Origin of the sequence: Erwinia tracheiphila (assembly GCF_021365465.1) — a bacterium.
Lineage (GTDB): Bacteria > Pseudomonadota > Gammaproteobacteria > Enterobacterales > Enterobacteriaceae > Erwinia > Erwinia tracheiphila.
Genome location: NZ_CP089932.1, coordinates 646,414 through 667,537 on the forward strand (window position 1 = coordinate 646,414; position 21,124 = coordinate 667,537).

Below are 21,124 nucleotides of genomic sequence, written 5' to 3' on the forward strand. Positions count from 1 at the left end.
CCAGGGATGGCTCTTTTCTACACTTAATTTTATCTCGTTGTCTGCAACCCACTATGTTGCGGTAGCTCCTATAATCTCATAGCGGGCGTTAACGGAAAAATCAAAACATGTCTGTTGAAGGCCGTATAAAACAGATTACTATACGGATACTTTTCTGTTCAGCTCGATGGAACCACCCACGTTGAAACCCTTTGTTTACTTGTTATTGGTCCTGATAGTCGCGGCTCTTCCATTCAGCGGCCATGCAGCGAAGGTTGCTCCCGATCCCCTGCTGGCCTCTCAGATCGTTGACCGCTACGCCCGGAACATTTTTTACAACACCAAAGCAACCGGCATGGCGATGGTCGCCATTGATGCGAATCAGCGTGTTTTTGCCAGCATGGGGGCCATACGACCTGGCAGCAGCGTCAGACCACAGAAAGACTCTGTCATCCGTATCGCCTCCTTAACCAAACTGCTAACCAGCGAACTGCTGGTAAAACTTTCAGATCAGGGCGTGGTGCAATTAGACGATCCTCTGAGCAAATATGCGCCTCGTGGCAGTATTGTTCCGTCTTATGCCGGACAAAGCATTCGACTGATAAATCTGGCAACCCATACCAGCGGTTTGCCACGTGAGCAACCGGGTGGCAAGCCAAACCGCCCGGTTTTTGTATGGCCGACCTACAAACAGCGCTGGAACTGGCTTGAGAACGCACAGTTGAAAGTTGCACCTGGCACCGAGGCAGCCTATTCCAATCTCGCATTCGATTTGCTGGGCGATGCGCTTGCTTATGCAACTGGCGTGGCTTACCCGGCGCTGCTCCAGCGGGAGATAACCCATCCATTGGGAATGAAAGACACCACCTTTACCCCTTCTCCCGATCAATGTTCACGGCTGATGATCCCGGAGAAAGGCGCAAGTCCCTGTATAAACACACTGGCCGCAATTGGCAGCGGCGGCATTTACTCGACTCCGGATGATATGGGAAGCTGGATGCAACAGTTTCTCTCTTCTGACGTGCATACCCGTTCCCCACAGGCTGACCGCATTCAAACCATGATTTATCAGCGCAGCCAGTTGGTAAAAGTGGATGGCATGGACGTGCCAGGTAAAGCCTCGGCACTGGGCATGGGCTGGGTTTATGTGGCTCCAGAGAAGAATCGTCCCGGTATTATTCAGAAGACCGGTGGCGGTGGCGGTTTCATCACATATATGGCTATGGTTCCGCAATACAGCGTCGGCGTCTTTATTGTGGTGACACGTTCTCCACACACGCATTTCACCGCGATGAGCGATGGCGTAAACAATCTTCTGACCGAGCTGATTGGCAATACCCCGTACAGCGCCGGGTTAGCAGCCAGTATTATGTCGAATTAAACAGCATCGGCTGCATTGAAATCGTTTTTAAGCTTGCGGGTTTTGACCCTGCCTTTGACACCTTCCCGAAGCAGACATAAATCCAGAGTTTTCTTGCTGACATCGATACCGAGCTGAAACATAGACGTTTTCTCCTTTCACTGAACCATCACGCCTATTACCCTTGTACATGCAGAGTCATCGCTCCTGGCAACCGTTGAATGTTAATGCTGGCGTGAAAGGTGAAGCGGAGGGCTTTTTCTGCCAATCAAGGTTCTCGCCATTCCGGGAGGGGACAAGCTCACTCCGCTTCATGTGATGGTAGCTAACCATCACATGTCTATTACATACAAGGGTGGGGAATATGCATGGTTGCAGAGTATAAAGCGGAGTTTCGGTCATGCAAATACCCGAAGCTGCGCAGCAGCGCCGCTCACGCCAAAGGCGTGCTACGTTCATAATGTCCCGATTTATCAGACATATAATCCCTAATGTGTGAAACCGTTCCGTTGAGCGTCAAACCCCTAATAAGACAAAAGGTACATCATCGCTAACTTTGCAACACTGCTTTAAGTATGCGATTATTTTCTCAGCCTGAATTTAACTGAAAAAGGGAAATGTTAAATGATAGAGCCGAAAAAAGGAATATTAACATTCAGAGCTGAAGGTAATAATTTAAAATCAAGCAGGGATTACTCTCTAAAAATACACTGGCCGGGAATATCTTCTTTGTGTGGTGGGAATAATTCTGGTGTAACAGTTGGTAGAGGGTTTGATCTTGGTGACAGAAGTAAAATTAGCGCATTGATTACATTAAAAAAAGCTGGGATAGAAAATGAGAAAGCGAAAAATATTTCAGAAGGTGCGGGACTGAAAGGATGTTCAGCATATAATTTCGTTCTCAAAAATAGAGATTCCATTGATGAAATAACACAGATCCAGCAATTGAACTTATTTATCATAAGTTATAATGAATCAAGGAAAGATGTTGAGAGAATATGTAAAAACAAATTAACAATACAAAACTATCACTCCAACCCAAACATATCTTCAACTCAGGCATGGGATGATATTCCAGATAAAATAAAAGAAATACTCATAGATTTAAGGTTTCGTGGTGACTACAGCAAAAGAACCAGAAAATATATACAAAAACTAGCATATGATGGTGATATAAAAGGATTTGGAAAGGTTATATCTAACAGGCAGATTTGGTCTACTGTTCCTAATGATAGATTTAAAAGGAGAGTTGATTTTTATGAAAATAATTAACGTGATCTTTCTCGCAGCACTATATTCATTTAATGTGACAGCTGCTTTTACTGAGCCAGAAATGTCTCAGCTGGCAGAAATAAATAAAAAATCAATAGAAAAAACTGAGAGTGAGAAAAAAAATCTTGAGGCCACAATAAACAAAACGATAAATAATCTTCCAAACGAAAAGACAAAAATAATGGACCTGAGTGAATCATGGGATGCAACCATTAAAAAAAAGTGCAAACTTTCTATATTTGAATCACTAAATACAGATGCAGAAATAGCAGAAGAAAACTTATGCTTATACTCCGAGTACAAAGCAGAAAAAGAATTCTTTGAAGATCTTAATTATTAAAAATAATGGGGTGTGTGTTACACACCTCATGCATTTATGGGTCGTGACGCAGACTTGCTGATCACGTATGCTTTGCGCTTTGGATGTAACATATGGCTAAAGTTGATGTCGTCTGCCCTCAGTGCAATGAAACTTATGCTGTACGATGTAACGGACATTCAGCATCCGGTGCCCAACGTTACATCTGCAAGCATTGTTCAAAGACCTTTCTGCTCAACTTTAGCTACTCCGGTGCCAAACCAGACACACACCAGACCATTGTTAATATGGCCATGAATGGTTACGGATGTCGCGATACCGCACGGGTTCTCGGTATCAGCCTCAATACGGTTCTGCGGCACGTAAAAAAATTTCGCCAACGCAGGTAGCTGAGAATATCGACCCCGAAACGGAGGTTGTTATCTGCTGTGAAGCCGGTGAACAATGGTCTTACGTGCGGTGTAAAAGCAATCCCCGGTGGTTGTTCTATGCTTATGACCGTATCCGCAAACGTGCTCTGGCCCACGTCTTCGGCCCGAGAAATGCCCCGACCCTGCGACGATTGCTGGCCCTGTTAAGCAAATTTAACCTTGCCTTTTATATGACGGATGCCTGGCCGGTTTATAAAGTTCTGTTAAGTGCAACAGGCCACGTGGTGAGCAAGAAATATACCCAACGGACAGAACGACATAATCTTAATCTTCGCACACATATCAAACGACTGACCCGCAGAACAATTTGCTTTTCGAAGTCAGAGGAAATGCACGATAAGATCATCGGTTGGTATCTTACTCTTCATCATTATCAATAAATCTGCGTCACGACCAAAAATTGGCCATTGCTGTTCTGTTGTCAGAAACAGACAATAATCGTCATTTCAGTAATTGAACCACCCTGTCGATACCCCCGGAAACCAGATTTTCTTTAGAAAAGAAATTATCTACTGAATCACTACAATCTGATTTTTATCAATATCCACGTTGTCATTTCTTCGCATATTTTCCAATGATGAGAAATCAAAACAGCGTTCCATCTAAAGGAGAATACGATGTTACATCGAATGATACTGAATGAAACATCCTGGTTCGGCCCCGGTTCTGCCTCAAAAATAGTCGATGAAGTTTCCAGGAGAGGCTTTAAAAAAGCCCTGCTGGTAACTGATAAAATGTTAATTCAGGCGGGCGTGATAGAAAAAATCACCTCTCTTCTCGAAAAGAATCAATTACCTTATGTGATTTATGATGAAGTCGTGCCGAATCCAACCGTTAATGTGGTTAAAAATGGCGTAGAGATCTTTAAAACGTCTCAGGCAGATTACCTGATTGCTGTTGGTGGCGGCTCACCGCAGGATACGGCAAAAGCTATCGGAATCATTATTAATAACCCAGAGTTTTCTGACGTGCGGAGTCTGGAAGGCATAGCAAATACCCGGAATCCCAGCGTCCCCGTTATTGCTATCCCAACAACAGCCGGGACTGCCGCAGAAGTCACGATAAATTATGTCATTACCGATGAGGAAAAACGCCGCAAATTCGTTTGTGTCGATCCTCACGACATTCCGGTAGTAGCCATCATTGATGCTGAGATGATGGCAAGCATGCCCCCGTCACTCAAAGCTGCCACGGGAATTGATGCGCTGACCCATGCCATTGAAGGCTATATCACCAAAGGCGCATGGGAACTGACGGATGCTTTACATTTGAAAGCCATTGAAATCATCAATCGTTCACTGCGTGCCTCAGTGGCGGGTGATAATAAAGGCGTTGAGGACATGGCTCTGGGGCAATACATTGCCGGCATGGGATTTTCTAACGTTGGGCTGGGTCTGGTACATGGTATGGCTCACCCACTTGGGGCGTTTTATAACATACCGCATGGTGTCGCTAACGCTATTATTCTGCCGCACATCATGGCATGGAACGCAGAGTATACCGGTGATAAGTATCGCAACATTGCACGGGCGATGGGCGTTGCGGGAGTATGTGGAAAATCGCTATATGAAGTCAGGGTTGCAGCCGTCGAGGCGGTGAAAAAACTTTCAGCCGATGTGGGCATTCCCGACAGGCTGCGTGATGTCGGAATGAGAGAAGAAGACATTCCGGCACTGGCGCAGGCGGCACTGACGGATGTCTGCACCGGGGGTAACCCGCGGGACGCCACACTGGCAGAGATCCACACGCTGTATCGACAACTCTATTAACCGATACAGGCGTCACTATAGGTTCTGGGGCGCAGCCTTAACTTAACGAGTGGGGGTTGCCGATTTTGATCAGGATAAAACCGGTTTATACAGAATATGCGGTAACTCTCTTATCTTTCGTTTGTCATCCCATGATTAAAACCAACGCCATCGGCCAATGGGGTTTTTACTGACCACGTTGATTGATACACCACGATGTCAGTCATGTTTTTATCAGCAATGTGAGGGTTTTCAAACCTGTCTTTCGATTGAAGAAATACACTCCATTTGGCTCGATTTTAGAGTTCACAACACCAAATTCTCCGCTGATTAAGATCCAGAGAAGTATTGGTATTTAACATCATAGTGAGAAATCCTCTTAACAGAGTGGTAAAAGATCCACTTTTCACTCAAATCAGATGTATTCGTCGCGACGTGATCTGACACCGGGCCCTGAAAGGTTGAGGGTTACCGGTTTTGATATGGGTGTCGAATCCTTATACAAAACACAAGGTCACTCTCATGCTTCATACTCACAATCCCGTCATCAAACACAAAGCCGGTTTACTCAATCTGGCTGAAGAACTCAGCAATGTATCCAGAGCCTGCAAAATCATGGGCGTTTCACGAGATACGTTCTACTGTTATCAGGAACTAGCTGCTGAAGGCGGCATTGACGCGCTGGTTAACCAGAACAGCCGGGTTCCCAACCTGACGAACCGCGCCGACGAAGCCACTGAACGCGCGGTTGTTGAATACGCCGTTGAGTTCCCGGCCCCGGGCAGCACCGGACCAGTGATGAGTTGCGTAAAAAAGGCGTGTTTACCTCCGGCAGCGGCGTGGGCGCCATCTGGCAACGACACGATCTGGGAAACTTCCGTAACCGCCTGAAAGCGCCAGAGGAAAAGCTCGCCAGAGAAGGCATTGTGCTTACCGGTGCTCAAGTCGTCATGCTTATCGATAAATCAGTGAGTTATCAGCTGCAAAATGCCGTTGCCAAACCAATTCAAATGGCAACAGACTAATACAACCAACGGCTACAGAAATTTTACGACGATGAGAATTAACCCCTTTCCAACTCTCATGAAAATAAAGAAGAATGTCCTGTTCAGCAGCGGTACCTGCCGGATAACCCAGCGGTGAAGTGTGGAATGGTCAACAGTGATGCCAGGCTTTGCCATCATTCCTCAGGATTTCGCAGGCTCAGGGCATAAGTCAGGTACCAGCGGGCACACTGAGCAATAATATCAACGGAGTAATGCAAGTCGTCTGAAGGATTTTCGGATAAGAGACATGGCCAGATGGCATCAAAAAGAACCGCATTTTACTGGATTAGCCCCCTAATGTGACAGAAACGTTGAGACAGTCGTACCCTGCGTCTCATGTAATGCAATATGCATTACATGCCTGGCCCGGTTGATTGTGTGAAATGCCGGATTTTGCTGCCCGCTTCGATACTGCTGATCCTGTGAACAAAAAACGGTAAAATGCAGCGCGTCCACGGGATCAGGAAATATGGAATGCTTGAACTCTTTGACGCCAGTTATGAAGAACTGAACCCCACTCGCTCTGAAGAGCTCTACCGCCTGCGTAAGAAAATCTTCAGCGACCGCCTGGGATGGAAGGTGCTCTGCAGCCAGGGGATGGAGTCAGATGAGTTTGACGGCCCGGGCACCTGCTATATTCTCGGTCTTTACCGGGGCCAGCTGCTCTGCGGCGCGAGGTTCATCCCACTGACGCTGCTGAATATGATCACACACACCTTCGGTTCCTGTTTCAGCGAGATCAGCCTTCCCGTACAGGATGCCGAGGCCAGCCGTTTTTTTGTGGATAAGGCGCGTGCCCGTGAGCCTGGTCCTTTTTCTTTCAATGGTTAACTGGGCCCGGCAAAACGGTTATGGCTGCTACACATCATTGTCAGCCGCCTCATACTGACCATTTTAAGACGCCCAGAATGGCAGATTACGTTGCTCAAGGAGGGCTTCCTCAGTGAGAAGGAACGGATTTATCTGCTGACCCTGCCAGCTGGTGACCGGGACAGGGTACAGCTGGTCGGGAGGATTGCCGCCATAACGGGATGCGCGAAGGGGCTGGCTACCTGGCCACTGATGCTGCCGATTTGATGAGGTCAAGCTCAATGCCCAGCCGGATTGCCAGGGGTTCTGTCGCATTAAGGTGGAGTCAGATAACATTCTGTTTTTTGATGTAGCCTGCCGATGTCTCTGATCCGAAACACCTTCAAACGACTGCATGATCCCGTCGATATTATTGCCCAGTGTGTTCGCTGCTGTCTGGCTTATGCCCTGAGCCTGCGCAATCTGGAAGAAATGATGGCTGAACGAGGGATTGTTGTTGAGCATTCCACGCTCCATCGCCGGGATATCCGTATGTAGTGGCACACTGAATTTGGCCATCTGAGTTGAGGTGATATGCTCACCTCAAAATTTCACAGGTGAACCAATGAGCAAGGTATTTACTGCTGAATTTAAACTTGAAGCGGCAAAGCGGGGCCTCGACCAGCACTACACACACGGTGAAGCTGCTAAGGCGATGAATGTCAGTCTTTCTGCCATCAACCGGTGGGTAAAATCGTTACGTCTGCAGCGTCAGGGAAAAAACATCGGGGCTGCCTGTCACTCCTGAGCAAACTGAACTCAGGGAAATGAGAAAACGTATACAGCGCCTTGAAATGGAAAACGAAATCCTAAAAAAGGCTACAGCGCTCTTGATGTCGGACTCCCTCAACAGTTCTCGATAATCGACAGTCTGAGGGCGCATTACCCGGTTGCCTCATTGTGCCGACTGTTCGGTGTTCACCGCAGCAGTTATCGCTACACACGTAAAAACAGTACTGAGCCTGATGCTGACCGTGCCGTTAAACGCCGTCTGGTCAGCGAGGTCTGGAACGCCAGTGGGGGTTCCGCCTGTGCCAGAAGTATCGCCACGATGGTCACGACAAAGGGCGTACAACTCGGTCGATGGCTGGCTGGTCGACTGTTGAAAGAGCTGGGTATCACCAGTTGTCAGATACCGGGGCATAAATACAAACGTGGGGGCAATGAGCATGTTGAAATCCCGAATCTTCTTGCCCGGCAGTTTGCAGTGACAGAACCGAATCAGGTCTGGTGCGGTGATGTGACCTACATCTGGACGGGCAAACGGTGGGCTTATCTGGCCGTGGTGCTGGCTCTGTTTGCCCGTAAACCGGTGGGCTGGGCGCTGTCGTACTCACCAGACTCAGACCTCACTATAAAAGCACTTCAGATGGCATGGGAGCTACGGGGGCGGCCATCAGGCGTGATGTTCCACAGTGTTCAGGGGAGTCATTATACCAGTCGTCAGTACCGACAGATGCTGTGGGGCTACCGGAGCACACAGAGCATGAGTCGCCGGGGAAACTGCCGGGATAACAGTCCGATGGAGCGGTTCTTCCGTAGTCTGAAGAGTGAATGGGTACCAACGACGGGCTACGAAAGCTTAGGGGAAGCACGGTTATCGATAATCCGATATATCACGGGGTACTACAGTGCTCTCAGGCCTCACTGGAATAACGGCGGCTTAACGCCAAATGAATCAGAGCGGCTGTTCCACGAACAGTCAGGTCGTGTGTCCAAAATTAGTTGACTACTACATTTCGATACAGCAGAGCAGGTTGCTGCATTTCTGGGCGTGGTCCCTGTTGAAAAATACTCCGGCACATCGGTCAGAGGGAAACCGAAATTATCCAAAATCGGCCCGCCGGAAATCCGCGCGAAACTGTATCTGGCTTCGTTGTGTGGCCTGAGATTTAACCCGGCGATGAAAGCGATGTATGAGCGGTTATGCCTGCGTGGCAAGACAAAAATGTGTGCCATTGGCGCACTGATGCGAAAACTTGTCCACTAGTGCTATGGCGTTCTGAAAACACAAAAGCCGTTCGATGCTGAATACCTGTCTTCAGATGCGCGTAGCGCATGTAAGGCGGCATAACGTTGTTTTATATGACTCTGTAGTTAACCCGCCGAGGCCCGGCGCAGGCCGGTGGAGGACTGTCAGAGAGTGGTATCCCCCTCCCGCCCTGAACAGCCATGCGGGCTTATAGCGATGATTATGCTGATATAAGCCCTTTTAACCCTGTTAGCACGGCGTAGCCGCGATGTATCGGGGACTTAGTGCTGGCAGCGCTTAGGGGGCTGTATTCCGAGGATTAAAGCGATTTTTTCTTGACGAAACACAGTAGCTGCAAAGCCATAGCCCGCTAAAAGAGGCTCAGAGGCCCCTGTGCGCGGTCGGAGTGGGTCACAACAAGGCAAAGCCGCAGTTGGGGCGTATCTCCGCGTTAGCGGGTCGGAGAGCCGCTTATGAGCATGTAAGCAAAGCGTTCAGCGATATTTGCTGACAAATCCAGCCTGGCCGGATTTGTCCAATTCCTCGACAGCTGACAGGCGAGATGTTAGCCCTCTCGCGATTCTGGTTTGAATGCCCCGCGCTTTAGCGTGGGGAGCTACTTTTGAGGCGCTTGCGCCGATGTTGTTTGGTTATCCACTAATTAAAGGGGATAAAAGTAATGTCTTTCTTTTTTTGGTTTATCTTTTAATACGTAAGCAATTAAAAGATAAACCAAAAGAGTAATTGCAGCATATCGTTTGCACTTCATTACCACTCACCCACAAGCTATACCGCAGTTGTGGGGATTTACGCCGAAACAGCCGAAAATTCTGTTATTTCTGGATGGGTAAATGGTCTGGATATTGAAAATTATTGTACATTAAGGTCAGTTTTTTGTACTGAGGATTATTGCAGACGTGCAGAATCCCCGCCAGTTAAGGCGGTGGTTTGCGGAGGTCAGGTAAAGGTTGGGGAGTAGTATTCCTGTTTGTGCTGGCAAGTTGCGTCACGCCTTGCTTTCATCCTGGCTAATCCGGTTGTGGCCTTATGGGGGTAATCATTTTGATACTGATCGTGCATACCTCAAGCAAGCCGACAGCCTTTGACTGGCGCGGTATTGGTCGAAATATGGGGTTTGATACCTGTCGCGGAAAAATGATTCAAAACTGATTTTTTCGAACGGTATTTGATACTCGAATGATTGCTACTTGTGTGAGTTTGAACTGCATTTCAATCGTTTTGAATTTCGTTTAACAAAGTGGCTAACCTGTTGACCTGGCTCAATGTACGCATAAGCTTATGTAACTACATCTGACCAAAGCGCAGTCTACGATTACTTAGCCTACTTTCTTATTGGATGCCAGGCTCTGGGGGAGCGCTTCGCCAGGATTATCGGCACCACACTCTCTGGCCTCAGCGTCATCGTGAGCCATATCCTCTGGCGTTCTATGTTGAATGCCTACTATCTTCTCTTTCACCACAGGGTCCATCTTCAGCAACTTAACATTATCTTCGTCAAGCAGATAAAGGGCTGTTTCAATGCCTTTACGGGCCAGTACCTCAAAGAGTGCCTGCTTTTCATCTGACGATAGCGTCCCAAACAGAGCTGGCAGCTTTAAATCAATATTGTTCACAAATGAGTTTTTCACGTTCAAATTCTGAGTTCTTTAGGTTTTTTATAGGAGCATCACCTTCACCGCTAACCAATCAGCGAACGCTGACCCCTCGCGCTCCGCAATCGGCCTTAGCAGCATTTCTCTGGGCACAGGTGCCTGCGCTCTTCGCTTGTAATAATTTTGCAGCGTATTGATGTTTATCCCCCATGCAGCCGCCGCCTCCGCTCTGGAGTCATAACGTTCAACCAGCTTGAAAATTCTCTCGATGACAGGTTCTTTTGCATCATTCACAAAAGAACGTTCAGGTTCTTTACTCATGAAACGTTCCTTTCTTTCTGTCTTATTGAATATATTTGAAAAAATAAAATGAACACAAAAACACAAGAAGAACGTTTAACAGGCTCTTTTTATGTTCTTATTCTTTATCCGTAGAGATAACCACGCGGTTATCCGCACGAGTAACTTTTTAGGATAGATGAATGATGAATCGAAAAGAAGAGTGGATTGCCAGTTGCAGCAGTGAAGAAAAGGTGCCGGGTAAAGCGAAAGAAAAGCGGCTGACCGTCTATGTTGGCGAATACTGCAGTAAAAAAGCGCAGGGGATCTGCATTGAGAAAAAGCGAGGCTACTGCCAGTTTGATTCCAAACTTGCCCGGATAGTCCAGGGCGCTCATGGCAACTTGGTATCGGGTTTGGTTCGGACAGCTTGCCGGAATGCCGGGGTATTACGCCTGAAGAATTGCAGAAAATTGACTTTTCCAGGATTGACTTCTCCGCCTTCTATGACGGCCTGAACAGTAACAGCGCTATTCCCGCTGATAATAATCAGATGGAGAAAATGAAAGAGTGGATGAAAGCCATGTTTGACCAGGGGGCAGCCACTGATGCGAAAAGTCTGTTTTCTGATGCTCGTCGTTGCCGGTTTTATTGCGGGAAACGTCCGGGCCGGTGATACTCGGCCTGGAGGATTTCCCGACAGTGAGGCGCAGGGCTGAATCTGGTACAACGAACCGGTATCACCCGATGAGGATGAGCAGCCTTCAGCACCGCCGCCCCTGCAATATCACCAGAGAATGCCACGGAGCTGAAAGAGAGGCTGCAGGCTGCGTTCGACAAGGCGATTACGTTACCTTCTGCTGAAAATTTCAGTAAATACAATCTTCTACAGGATTTTTGGGCGGAAAAATCGTTGCAGTTTGCGCCGCCTTCAAAAGAGGCGCTGCTGAAGTTTCCCGAACTGGGGTTACAACCTGCGTTGCAGTCATTACAACGGAACGGCAAGTACCCGCCAGGCGATACAGCGTCAGCGGGAAAAAGACGCCATTAAAAAGCTGCCTGCTGATAACGGGTGTTTTATTTCTACCGGGGGAAAGAGCCTGTGGATGTGCTGATGGGCGTGGTTGTGCGCTCGTTCGTCAGGGAGTACGGCATCAATCTTATCTGTGTGTCGGTGGACGGAAAAATTGCACCGGAACTACCGGGGGCACGGCCTGACAACGGACAGACAGAGGCCATGCATATTACGCATTACCCCGCACTTTTTCTGGTGAACCCCGCACGGAGGCTTATCAGCCGCTGGCGTATGGTTTGCACGCCCAGGAGGAGTTAGCCTCATAATTCCTTCTGGTGGCGGCCGACTTTGCACCGGGTTTTTAACCTGGTCAGCGCATATCGGCGTGGTGATAAACCTCACTGTCGTTTCGCTTGCCTGCGGTGACAATCAGCAGAAGGATTTTATCGTCGATAACTTCATAAACCAGACTGTAGCCGGATGAACGCAGTTTAATTTTATACCGGTCAGCTCTGCCGCTCAGTCTGGCCGAAGGGATATGCGGGGCATGCGGCCGTTCGGCCAGCTTTTTTTTGAACTGGTCACGAATGGTATGCCCCAGCTTTTCCCACTCCTTCAGGGCGCGTCTGTCGAATGCGAGTTTATAAATCATCGAGGTTTACGCTCACGATATCCGGATTTTTCATGCGTTCGTCTGTAGAACAGCACCGGTATTATCAGTGGTAACTTTTTATGGCCTGCCTCAAGGTGGCGCTGCATAGTCGCCACCGCATAGCGAACCAGACGAAAAGCCATGTGTTTATCAGACGAAGACTGGTGCTCGATGAGCACGTTGACATAACCATCACCTGCGGTGGTTTTCAGGCTGTAGAGGACGTCGCTGAAATACTGGCTGAGATCATCTTCGACGAACGAGCCGGATTCCAGTTTCAGCGTGCTGAGATCGCAGATGGCGGCAGTCCTGCGGGCAGGTGGAGTTCCATAAAATCCCGGGCAATATCTGGCTGAGTCAGAAACTGCCGGAATGTGGCACCGTGAGGTGTGGGTGTGCTGCTTTTCTTCTTCAGCAGCCCTGGCTCTGAAAAGTTAGCCGGATATGTTATCACAGCCTGAAAAACGCTAACATTGGCGATGAACGGAATTGCTATTCCTTCAACGCCTGGCAGGAGACGATTAGCTTGCCAGCCAACGGATCTAATAGGCTCATGATGCCTCCGATTTCGGTACAACCAATTGGGAAAGGTCGACAGGAACTCGCCGGTCTTCTTTGGTTTGCAGCCAGCCCTCTATATCCAGCAGCCACCAGTCGCCAATAAGGAGTTCGTAAAAACGCAGCGGGCTGTCCCCATAAAACTCATGTAATGGCAGCTGCCAGCGAGCACGCTCTGATACATCGGGAAAATTGAGTCGATAATAATCCTGATGAATATGCTCACATTCATTTTGCGGTATTTCCCGTGCACTGCCAGTAAATTGTGCACCATCCAGCCCTAACGGTGACGTTTCCTGCATGTCATAACGAAACAGTGAGCCGCTGACCTCGGCACATAGGCCAATATTCCTGGAATGTCTGGCGGAGTTCATCGAATACCACACCAACCGCAATGGGTTGAACAACGGGACATAATTGACAGTAGAAGCCCAGGGAGTATCGCCCGCACACTGGCTTGCCAGAGTGAAAAAGCGCGCACTGTTGAGCAAATAAAGACTGCGTTGTACCAGGATCATGTTAGTTCCTTCGGGTGAGTATAAAAGGTGCATCGTTCAGCAAACTTGAATCGAGGATGTCCCACCACAGCTCTTGTTCGATGCGGATTTTTTCCCATTCAGGATCTTTGCAGAGTTTTGATACGGCTCCGCGGTACTCCCCCCAGGCGGTTCCATCGGTAAATGTAACGTAATGCTCCACGCAATGGACGTTACCGCCGATAGTGCGGACATACCACCGGCGCTCTCCTGCCATTTCCAGTGAGCGGTAGAATCACTCATCGCGCTTTTCCACCCAATGCCAAAATGCGGCCATATCCAGGTGAGCTTTATGTGTCGGTTTTAATAAATACATCAGGTGCAGCATAATCTTTTCCTTTAATTAAGTAGTGCCCAGTCGGAGGTCAGATGTTTAGTGTGCAGTTGTTGGTAACGCTGGTAAAAAAGGCGGTTATAGTCTTCACACTCGATGGTTGACAAAGGAGGAGCATTTTCAAACAGCAATAGCGCAGCCAGTGGCTCTATTTTTACACCACGCAGCGTCTTGGCGCTTAGGGCGGAAATTGACAGTCGGCATTCGCGGATACCGTTTTTCGCCGCATAGTCCAGTGAGTGGTAATAGGTCAGTACGAAATAACGGAAGTCATTATCGTTTATCTGATAATTTGAACCGTAATAACGTGTATGCAGGGTTTCACCAAAACGGTAGAAGATGGTGATCCCCAATATTTTATTATCGCGTTTGGCTACAGCAGCAACGCTGGTGTCGATTACCGAAGACTTTTTTTGTCCTTCAAATATACGGCGCATCCAGTCAATACCCTGATGGTTGCCGTATTTTTCCCGGTTATTGGCAATCAATTCTGCTGCTGGCTCCAGCAAGTGATCATCCAATCTGCACCATTCCACTCGATTACCTAAACGGGAAAAGGTAGCCAACTCGGCGTTGGCTCTAACACGATGGTGGGAACACAGTTGTTTTAATTGCGAATTAAGCCCGCCAGCGCCTGGTGCAGTGGCATAAAAGGGACAATAGTTGCATAACATCCCCGGCTTCCAGCCAACTGGGGTAGTATTTCAGCAATGCTGGATAGTGCTTCTCCACGCCGCCTTCCTTGTACACAGGGGATTTCATTATGTGTTGTGGAACGGCGAGTCCCTCCCCACAAGAATGGCTGCTTCCAGGGGCCGTCCAAACCGGGGAAGTAGTTTGGTAAATAGAACAACCCAGGTTGGTTTTCGCCGTCCCAAAGTGCGCAGCCACCCAACAACCCGGCACTACCATATAAAGCAAAAACATCGCTCTTACCCAGGGAGAAATCCAGCGCGGCTAACCAGTCATATCCGGTTTCATCCGCCTCTCCGGGATGCTGCTCAAAGCCGGGGATAATCGTGACCTGTGGCGGATAAAACTGCGTGTCGAGGAAAAACTGAGGACCAGGGCGGACACAGTGCTGTATGGCTTCTGCCGGCGTATCATAGAAGAACTCATCGGACTCATCGCTGTCAGTGTCGGGGGGGGGGTAAGGTGACCATAAAACGTTTTGGATAAGAGGGAGGGGTAATACGGGCTACAGAGGGTTTACCTGATTTACCCGGTTTGCGTTTTCTGGGGCTTTGCTGCGGGCCATGTGGATGAATTCCTGCGGAAATAAACATACCGCAGAGTATAAAGCCGCGTGACGGTCATGAACACTATCGGAACGGCAAAGCCGTGACGCGCGCCCTGTAAGGGCGCTACGTTCTGGGAAAAATCAGTAAAAAATCGATCCGGCGTTACGCCGGAATTCAGCAATACCCTCACTTTTTACGCACTGCCCCCTGTTTCAGTCCTCCGTTTTTTTCACGGGGACACAACATGTCAGAGCATCGACAAACGCATCCCGTATCATCAGATTTTTCCCAGTGAATGGCTCACTGTCACCATGACTGGCCTTTTCTGGTAACAGTGAGACATCAGGTAAAACACTCTCTGTCAATCAGGGATGGCAGGCTGCCGTGTCAACTTCACATTTCGTGGCAGTAAACCCATCCCCTACGACAAATCGATATCGTGCCAGGTTTCCGAACGCGACGATTCACCACGGGGAGACTCCGGCTCCGCAACCCGCGCCTCAATACCGGCGCGATGCTGACCAATCGCCTCAATTCCGGCGCTTCGCAACGGATTAAGTGACTGTCGTAAAGCCCGTCCACCCGCCTCAAGCACTTCAGCACCCTGTATCTTATCGTACAGATCGTAGTGGAACTGAATTTCCGCCTCAAACATCTGATGCGATGTTCCCGCACTGGCAGCCAGGTTAACCAATGGTAGACCGACACGGTTGATCACAGAGTTATCATCGGTGTTATGCACGGCAAGAGCAGCAAGACGGTAGAGATCCGGAGAGTTCTGCGTCTTATTCAGAACCGACCGCCAGTCCATACCATCCGACGAAGATGATAAACCGAGTGCAGACGCGGACTGTTGGTGTACTTTGGCTTCAAGTGCATCGTTGATGGCGCTCATCGCTTGCGGACGCATTTCAAATACAAAACGGACCTGATTGATTTTCGGAATATCCTTGAAACGTCGCAGAACTTCATTCAGTCCGGGAATTTGTCGGCGTATTTCTGTCAGATCGCGCATTTTCTCACCCAGTGCAATATGTCCTATAGCATGACTCATCACCGCATCCAGCGATTCACGACCAAACATATTGATTTCAATACGGGCTCCCGGAATCAGTCGCGCCCGCTGCTGTACCGCAGTTGTTTCCTGCTGGCGCAGTTGCTGTAGTGAGGTGACCACCGCTGCACGCTCCCTTTTCGTTCCACCTTTCCATAGCCTGTCTGCGTCTCTACTGGTCGCCTCTTCAGCCAGAGCACGCTGCTGTTTCAGCGCATCTCCCTCTATTGCTCCGCGGGCTTCGATGCTACTCGCCTGTTCACCCTGAATCCCCCTGATAGCCTTCATAATCACGGCGATGCGTTCAGCGGACGTTGCCGGATAATGCATCGGACCAAGGTTCGCAGCGCTTTCCGGAAAAACGCTGGCCAGGCGTTGACACATTTGTTTCCATTCATCAGGGGAAACAGGATGCGCCGCCTTAGTGTCAAGCGTGCGTTTATAACTCGCCGTACCCAAAAGAGGTGCATTTTGTTTATCAGCATAAATGGCACTGGTCGGCAACTGGACATGGCTCGAATTCAGGCGAACGCCAGCCAGTTGCAGGTTGCCTGCCCCGGTCGCGGCATTAACCAGCCGGGAAAAGTTTCGTCCAAGCACCGAAGATAAGCCCGCTGCAAGGTTCACACCGCCATTTAACTCAGCGTTAAGGTTTATACGCCCCTGAAACTCAAGGCCCAGTATTTCCTGCCAGGCGTGATCCAGGTGCAGCTCCATCTGAGACCACTGCCCACCAATCTGCCCGGTAACTCCCCCCGCGACAGCACCAGAAATCGAACTGTTCAGGTTGCCGGGGCCTCCTGACCCTGATGTAGCATGCGGTTTTTGCGAACCATATTTGGTACTGGATGCAAAGGGTTGCACCGAAACATTAAGGTTGGCCGAAGCATTGACATTCGTCTCAAAAAGATCCAGACCGATCGAGCCTTCATTCACACCGGCATGTAAAATATTGGTAGTTTCGGTATTGTGATGATCAAACAGCAGCCTGGAGAACTCAGGGATCGTTGACGGAGACAGAATAACGGCCGCTCCCATACCGTGCTGATATGAGGCCCCTACGTTAAAGTTGGCTCTTCCGCCCCAGGTGGCCATGTAAGAACTCCTACTGGAATTATTAAGATAGGCGTGTGAACCGCTTCCGGCACCGGGCTTGAAGTCAATGGCGGTCCCAAGGCTACCTGATGCAGTGGCTTTCGCATGTCTGACAAAAAATGCAACCAACCCCGCATCGCCATCTTTCGAATCGCCAATACGCTCAACCCCCAGCGCATGAATGGCCTCGCCACCCACACCAGCGCTGACCGGATTGATATGCTTCCAGACCACTGAGCCCAAAGAGCCGCGCAATTCTGCCGATCGTGACTGCGAAGAAAAAAAGGTGCTGCGGTTAAACAGGTCCTGTAGCAAATCGGTCATTCGCGACGCCATTTCATCTGGTGCCGCGTTTTGAGGCAAATTCAGACTTTTGAGCAGTTGCGCGCGACGCCCGTTACCCGGAGTAGTGATTTGCTGCCGAAACGTTGATACCACGTCGTCAAAGGCTTCAAGCTGGCTCCACGACGACAGACCCAATCGGTCAAGTCCCCGTAATCCTGATTGCTTCTGCCTGCTATCAGCCTGCTCAAGCTCTGCTGCGTTGTTAGTACGCAGCAGTGTGTCATATTCGGCAAGGCCGTTAAGCAGACAGGCGGTACGCAAAGCATTCGGCCTGGAGGAGAGTTTGCTCTGTTCTTCATCTGCGGATAACTGCACGCCGGATGCCTTCAGTTTTCCACTGACCTCACACAGTTGGGTCAGCAGTTCCGCTTCACGCCCGCTCAATGTCTGCGGATTATCCGCTGCGGCACGTGCCAGAGACGAAATACTCCGATCAAAATCAGGCAGCATATCATTACCAGGACGAGATGTTGCCCTGCTAATACCTGAACTTACACGTCGCCACAGTTCGGCTACATGATAGCTAAAGTTGGAGGAAGTGGATTCAACACCGGGTTTGTTTCGCGTGGAGAAATCCGCTGCGATAACACCTTCATGATAACCAATCTTGCGCAGATCGCGCAGCAGCGAAGCCAGCTCATTCTCACGCATCGCAATCAGATGTTCGCCCTGAGCTGCCGTCAACCCGGCACGGTCATGCTGGCCCGGTCCGATGGCAGACGCAACGCGTACCTCTGCCAGAACTGGCAGCGTCTCGAAAAGAGTACCGATGTGCCCGCGCAACCGATCCGCTTCCTGATGAAAACGGGCTAATCGTTTTTCCTGTGGGGTGGGTGGCAAAGCGATACCCATTTTGTGTGCGACGGCGTGAGTGGTATCGTGCGCAACGTCCCTTACTATATTTGCCATCCTGATCGCTTGCGATTTATAGGTATTGGCAATCAGGTGAATGTTGGAATTCAGCGACAACGGGTCAGTTGAGGTGCTCCCCAGTAACGTCGTATTCACGCTGACATCATGATCGGGCGTGCTGATACGACTGGCTTGCTGATAATTGACGCGTGCATTGGTTCCCGACTGCGTTCCGGCGACAGCTTTCTCATCCGGCGTAGGCTGAGGTGCAACGCGCGACGGTATCCGCCTTGCATCTGGCCCGGTCATTGACGGCAGCAGCGTATGCCAGTTATGACCAAATTGCAGTTGTAGCTGGCCGGTACGCGAACTTCGCAGTGCGCCCGGCAAGTCATGACCTTCCGGCAAAGTCAGCGGGACATTCTCCCATTGTCCATCGTCGGTAAGTCGATGCAATTTGGTCTGGCGGTCAGGTGACTGACTCAGGACATGCAGACGATCATCCAGCCCTGTGGCGATGGAGAGCGGATGGGCCAGAGCAGGCAATTCGCTGACTTCCCCATTCGCGTTGAACCGCTTTAAATGACCAGACTCCGTCAATACGGCAACCTGACCTCCAGCGTCTATTGCCACATCGCGAACTCCCTCATCAAAATGGGCAATCGTTTGAGCGCGTACCTGTACCCTGTCCGGAACCATCGCCAATGGCCCACCCGCAGGGTGGCTGGGCGTTTCACCTGCTGGCAACCAGGTGGTGCGTCCGGGTAACTTGAGTTCGGCCAACCGCTGCGGATTATCCAGTAGTGCGAACACCGGACGACGATCCACAAAGCCTTTTACACCTGTATGCAGCGAGAGAATGTCCGTCAACGGTTCACCATCTGGCAACGATGGCCGTTCCCAATGCTGTCCGGGCGCGGACTTATAATGCAACACACCATTTATATGCCCAAGTTGTGCATGTCCATCGAGCAATGTGCGCGACTGCATCGCCTCATCGGCATAGGTATGTAACCCCTCAGTTTTGATAAGTAGCAACGGATGGTCAACCAACCAGGCTGGCTGGCTGGAACTCAGTCTGGTCAGATGTTTTTTGCAATGTGACACGATGCCCCTCGCCATTCTCTAAAAGCAAATGCACCGCATTATCGCTCGACAGCCCCATGGAGGTAATCGCCCATCCCTCTTCATGTCCCATTCCCTCAGGTAAGGTCAGCCGTCGTGCTTCTATCGGCCCCTGACCACCTAGCTCCGCCTGATAGGCTCTGCCCTTTTCGTCGAGAACTAACGCTGCGGCTGAGTTGGGATGTGGGAGCAGCAGCAGGTCAATCGGCCTGGCCGGGATGGGTTCAAAGCCTGTCCCCCCTTTGACCGGGCGTAACAGTGAAATATCACGCACCGTCTGACCGTGGTTCGTGGCCGACATCAGTTGACCTTTATGCAGAATACGCAGTGCTCCCGTGGCGTCGATACGTGCAATAGCCTCTGCCGGAAGTTGGGTAGAATGGAAAGCAGCAGCGCCATTACCGGCTCGTAAAATCCTTTTACCATCATGCAAATATACGTTTCCATCAGCCTGCCGTCCGATCATGCGCAATGACGCATTGTGCCCCCCTGCTGGCAGCGGCATCCAGTTACCCTCTTTGTTTACCTGATGCAAATGACCGTTATGTTCGATAAACGCATTACCGTCAGCCGCCTGCCAGATACCCGTTAATAATCCAAACGTAGGGGCGGCAAGTTGGCTGGCGATATGTCCGGCCGTTAAAGGCATTTTTGCGCGCTGCTCGACCTGTGGGTGCACCGTCAGCACTGCCGCAAGTAAACCGGAAGTGTGGATGAAGAGGACTTCATTACGGGGTGCCATCGCTTCGTTATGATCGGGGCTATAGCGTAGCAACATGCCACCACTTGCAAGATAAGACTCATCCTGTACCTCTGGCCGGCGGGCCAGCCAGGCCGATATTGAACGAGAAGCTTCATGGTCAGACAGGCCTGAACTATACAGGCCAGATGCCACATCTGGGTGCAATGGTGTTTCCGGCGCAGAGCGGCTTATATTCTGCGCCATTTCCTGAGGATTCGAGCGCGTTATTGACAGCGAGGGTTGATTCAACATAAAGTTACGTTCCTTGATTTCCAAGAAAATAAAAAAAGATTAATGTATTGATATTTAATATAGAAAATTAAAATATCAGAGATAAAGCAAACAAACTGGCCTGACAGCGCAACGTATTCGGTCATATTTTCACCGCAAAATTGACGCAGAAAACTGCCCAAAAACAAGGCAACCCAGCCTTTTCGACTCACAGGGTGGTTTCTGCTGTCGGCATAAATTTTGCTTAGGCCAAAATATAAATATTAATGATCAGTTCACACGCATTACCATCCACCCTGTGGAAAATATGCCAGGTTATGATGGCAAAATTTCCGGAGCGAGATCTTAAAAGTGTCCCTTGCTCCCGGTCATCCGTCATAACCGGCATTTCTACTTTTTTCTTCCCACCAAGGCGACCGTGGTGAAAACTGACTACAACAGCAAATCATCTGATGACCTGCCGGCGGCATAATCCA

Annotated in this window: 13 protein-coding genes and 10 pseudogenes; 12 read left to right on the top strand and 11 right to left on the bottom strand. The window is 49.7% G+C overall.

The window, feature by feature from the left end; genetic code table 11:
* Positions 1-166 precede the first annotated feature (166 nt).
* Positions 167-1,360 carry a D-alanyl-D-alanine-carboxypeptidase/endopeptidase AmpH gene (gene ampH / locus LU633_RS03370; protein WP_016190641.1) on the top strand — a complete coding sequence of 398 codons (1,194 nt, stop codon included), beginning with the start codon at positions 167-169 and terminating at the stop codon, positions 1,358-1,360.
* On the opposite strand, the pseudogene LU633_RS25715 reads toward ampH, so the two are convergent.
* Positions 1,360-1,482, bottom strand: a pseudogene (locus LU633_RS25715) (IS110 family transposase); the annotation flags it as partial. The gene ampH and the pseudogene LU633_RS25715 sit on opposite strands and share 1 nt — an antisense overlap.
* A gap of 481 nt (positions 1,483-1,963) precedes the next feature.
* On the opposite strand from LU633_RS25715, the gene LU633_RS03375 reads away from it, so the two are divergent.
* From LU633_RS03375 to LU633_RS03395, 5 genes and pseudogenes are all read left to right on the top strand, one after another.
* Positions 1,964-2,611, top strand: a complete 648-nt coding sequence (locus tag LU633_RS03375; RefSeq protein ID WP_016190639.1) for a pesticin C-terminus-like muramidase — start codon at positions 1,964-1,966, stop codon at positions 2,609-2,611.
* A complete protein-coding gene (locus LU633_RS03380) occupies positions 2,598-2,951 on the top strand; it encodes a hypothetical protein (RefSeq protein ID WP_016190638.1) in 354 nt (117 codons plus the stop codon). The genes LU633_RS03375 and LU633_RS03380 overlap by 14 nt, the downstream gene beginning before the upstream one ends.
* Before the next feature lie 92 nt (positions 2,952-3,043).
* A protein-coding gene (locus tag LU633_RS03385) for an IS1 family transposase (protein ID WP_233481989.1) occupies positions 3,044-3,741 on the top strand; the annotation gives its coding sequence in 2 pieces (ribosomal slippage) (positions 3,044-3,293 and positions 3,293-3,741; 699 coding nt in all).
* Positions 3,742-3,978: 237 nt separating this feature from the next.
* Positions 3,979-5,130: a lactaldehyde reductase gene (fucO, locus tag LU633_RS03390; protein WP_016190637.1), complete on the top strand. Its 1,152-nt coding sequence runs from the start codon at positions 3,979-3,981 to the stop codon at positions 5,128-5,130.
* A gap of 501 nt (positions 5,131-5,631) precedes the next feature.
* Positions 5,632-6,074, top strand: a pseudogene (locus LU633_RS03395) (helix-turn-helix domain-containing protein); the annotation flags it as partial.
* Positions 6,075-6,206: 132 nt separating this feature from the next.
* Here LU633_RS03395 and LU633_RS03400 read toward each other — a convergent pair.
* Positions 6,207-6,404 (bottom strand): annotated as a pseudogene (locus LU633_RS03400) (IS6 family transposase); the annotation flags it as partial.
* Between the two features lie 225 nt (positions 6,405-6,629).
* Here LU633_RS03400 and LU633_RS03405 point away from each other — a divergent pair.
* The 4 pseudogenes from LU633_RS03405 to LU633_RS03420 form a co-directional block, all read left to right on the top strand.
* A pseudogene (locus LU633_RS03405) lies at positions 6,630-7,232 on the top strand (acyl-homoserine-lactone synthase).
* 93 nt (positions 7,233-7,325) lie between these two features.
* Positions 7,326-7,499, top strand: a pseudogene (locus LU633_RS03410) (IS6 family transposase); the annotation flags it as partial.
* Between the two features lie 70 nt (positions 7,500-7,569).
* Positions 7,570-8,733, top strand: a pseudogene (locus LU633_RS03415) (IS3 family transposase).
* A gap of 9 nt (positions 8,734-8,742) precedes the next feature.
* A pseudogene (locus LU633_RS03420) lies at positions 8,743-8,991 on the top strand (transposase); the annotation flags it as partial.
* 1,322 nt (positions 8,992-10,313) lie between these two features.
* On the opposite strand, the gene LU633_RS03425 reads toward LU633_RS03420, so the two are convergent.
* Together LU633_RS03425 and LU633_RS03430 are read right to left on the bottom strand one after the other, a co-directional pair.
* The gene (locus LU633_RS03425) at positions 10,314-10,625 is read right to left on the bottom strand and encodes a hypothetical protein (protein WP_016190632.1); all 312 of its coding nucleotides are present in this window, start codon (positions 10,623-10,625) and stop codon (positions 10,314-10,316) included.
* Between the two features lie 27 nt (positions 10,626-10,652).
* Positions 10,653-10,910: a hypothetical protein gene (locus LU633_RS03430; RefSeq protein ID WP_016190631.1), complete on the bottom strand. Its 258-nt coding sequence runs from the start codon at positions 10,908-10,910 to the stop codon at positions 10,653-10,655.
* A gap of 185 nt (positions 10,911-11,095) precedes the next feature.
* On the opposite strand from LU633_RS03430, the pseudogene traN reads away from it, so the two are divergent.
* Positions 11,096-11,439, top strand: a pseudogene (gene traN, locus LU633_RS03435) (conjugal transfer protein TraN); the annotation flags it as partial.
* 273 nt (positions 11,440-11,712) lie between these two features.
* A pseudogene (gene traF, locus LU633_RS03440) lies at positions 11,713-12,201 on the top strand (conjugal transfer protein TraF).
* 52 nt (positions 12,202-12,253) lie between these two features.
* On the opposite strand, the gene LU633_RS03445 reads toward traF, so the two are convergent.
* From LU633_RS03445 to LU633_RS03475, 7 genes and pseudogenes are all read right to left on the bottom strand, one after another.
* The gene (locus LU633_RS03445; RefSeq protein ID WP_016190628.1) at positions 12,254-12,535 is read right to left on the bottom strand and encodes a type II toxin-antitoxin system RelE family toxin; all 282 of its coding nucleotides are present in this window, start codon (positions 12,533-12,535) and stop codon (positions 12,254-12,256) included.
* 44 nt (positions 12,536-12,579) lie between these two features.
* Positions 12,580-12,950, bottom strand: a pseudogene (locus LU633_RS03450) (Rpn family recombination-promoting nuclease/putative transposase); the annotation flags it as partial.
* A 136-nt stretch (positions 12,951-13,086) separates the two neighbouring features.
* Positions 13,087-13,611: a pyridoxamine 5'-phosphate oxidase family protein gene (locus LU633_RS03455; RefSeq protein WP_016190625.1), complete on the bottom strand. Its 525-nt coding sequence runs from the start codon at positions 13,609-13,611 to the stop codon at positions 13,087-13,089.
* Position 13,612: 1 nt separating this feature from the next.
* Entirely contained in the window at positions 13,613-13,846 is a 234-nt protein-coding gene (locus LU633_RS03460; RefSeq protein ID WP_232426833.1) for a hypothetical protein, read from the bottom strand.
* Positions 13,847-13,968: 122 nt separating this feature from the next.
* Positions 13,969-14,637, bottom strand: a complete 669-nt coding sequence (locus tag LU633_RS03465; protein WP_071598880.1) for a peptidogalycan biosysnthesis protein — start codon at positions 14,635-14,637, stop codon at positions 13,969-13,971.
* 988 nt (positions 14,638-15,625) lie between these two features.
* Complete coding sequence (locus LU633_RS03470; RefSeq protein WP_152664249.1) at positions 15,626-19,657, bottom strand: hypothetical protein; 4,032 nt, start codon at positions 19,655-19,657, stop codon at positions 15,626-15,628.
* On the bottom strand, positions 19,596-20,669 hold the full coding sequence (locus tag LU633_RS03475) for a hypothetical protein (protein ID WP_051124343.1): 1,074 nt from the start codon (positions 20,667-20,669) through the stop codon (positions 19,596-19,598). The genes LU633_RS03470 and LU633_RS03475 overlap by 62 nt, the downstream gene beginning before the upstream one ends.
* Positions 20,670-21,124: the final 455 nt, after the last annotated feature.

Bases quoted from the DNA above. Each gene is read 5' to 3' on its own strand.
- ampH (WP_016190641.1), top strand. From the start codon at position 167: ATGGAACCACCCACGTTGAAACCCTTTGTTTACTTGTTATTGGTCCTG.
- LU633_RS03375 (WP_016190639.1), top strand. From the start codon at position 1,964: ATGATAGAGCCGAAAAAAGGAATATTAACATTCAGAGCTGAAGGTAAT.
- LU633_RS03380 (WP_016190638.1), top strand. From the start codon at position 2,598: ATGAAAATAATTAACGTGATCTTTCTCGCAGCACTATATTCATTTAAT.
- fucO (WP_016190637.1), top strand. From the start codon at position 3,979: ATGTTACATCGAATGATACTGAATGAAACATCCTGGTTCGGCCCCGGT.
- LU633_RS03430 (WP_016190631.1), bottom strand. From the start codon at position 10,910: ATGAGTAAAGAACCTGAACGTTCTTTTGTGAATGATGCAAAAGAACCT.
- LU633_RS03445 (WP_016190628.1), bottom strand. From the start codon at position 12,535: ATGATTTATAAACTCGCATTCGACAGACGCGCCCTGAAGGAGTGGGAA.
- LU633_RS03455 (WP_016190625.1), bottom strand. From the start codon at position 13,611: ATGATCCTGGTACAACGCAGTCTTTATTTGCTCAACAGTGCGCGCTTT.
- LU633_RS03460 (WP_232426833.1), bottom strand. From the start codon at position 13,846: ATGGCAGGAGAGCGCCGGTGGTATGTCCGCACTATCGGCGGTAACGTC.
- LU633_RS03465 (WP_071598880.1), bottom strand. From the start codon at position 14,637: ATGTTATGCAACTATTGTCCCTTTTATGCCACTGCACCAGGCGCTGGC.
- LU633_RS03475 (WP_051124343.1), bottom strand. From the start codon at position 20,669: ATGTTGAATCAACCCTCGCTGTCAATAACGCGCTCGAATCCTCAGGAA.